Annotated in this window: 1 protein-coding gene; it reads right to left on the bottom strand. The window is 52.7% G+C overall.

The features are described 5' to 3' along the window. Positions 1-23 precede the first annotated feature (23 nt). A partial coding sequence (locus tag ACFOET_RS17725; RefSeq protein ID WP_379025159.1) for an IS256 family transposase occupies positions 24-637 on the bottom strand: 614 nt, incomplete at its 5' end.

Here is a 637-nt window from a genome sequence, read left to right as displayed (position 1 = left end):
GGCCGATGCTCAACCCCTGCTGCTCAAGGCAAATCTAACACCATTCTCCCGGGAAACCAAATGGCCAATTTCTGCGATGTTTCCGCCCAATTTGCCAACGGCATCGTCCATTTCTTTCTGATGTTCCGGTGGGCCAGGTAAACCAGCTTCAACAGGGCCATATCCGAGGTGAACGCACCTTTTGTCTTGGTTACCTTGCGCACCTGACGGTGAAAACCCTCGATGGTATTGGTCGTGTAGATCAATCTGCGAATGGGGGCGTCATACCGGAAATAGGCCGTCAGCCTGTCCCAGTTGCGACGCCAGGATTCGATTACCTTTTCATATTTACCACCCCACTTTGCCTCCAGATCGTCCATATAAAGTTCCGCCTGACCCAGCGTGTCAGCCCGGTAAACCGGCTTGAGGTCCTTTATGAACTCCTTCTGGTCTTTGCTGGCAACATATTTCAGGCTATTGCGGATCTGGTGGACCACGCAGGTTTGCACTTCCGTCTTCGGAAAAACACTGGCAATGGCATCTGAAAAACCCGTCAGGTTGTCGATGCAGGCAATCAGGATATCTTCCACTCCCCGGTTCTGCAGGTCGGTCAGCACGCCCAGCCAGAAATTGGCACCCTCACTCTCCGAGACATACA

The organism is Parapedobacter deserti, assembly GCF_042646065.1.
Classification (GTDB): domain Bacteria; phylum Bacteroidota; class Bacteroidia; order Sphingobacteriales; family Sphingobacteriaceae; genus Parapedobacter; species Parapedobacter deserti.
The sequence above is the reverse complement of the archived record's forward strand: the minus strand, read 5'-3'. Positions and strand labels throughout refer to the sequence as shown.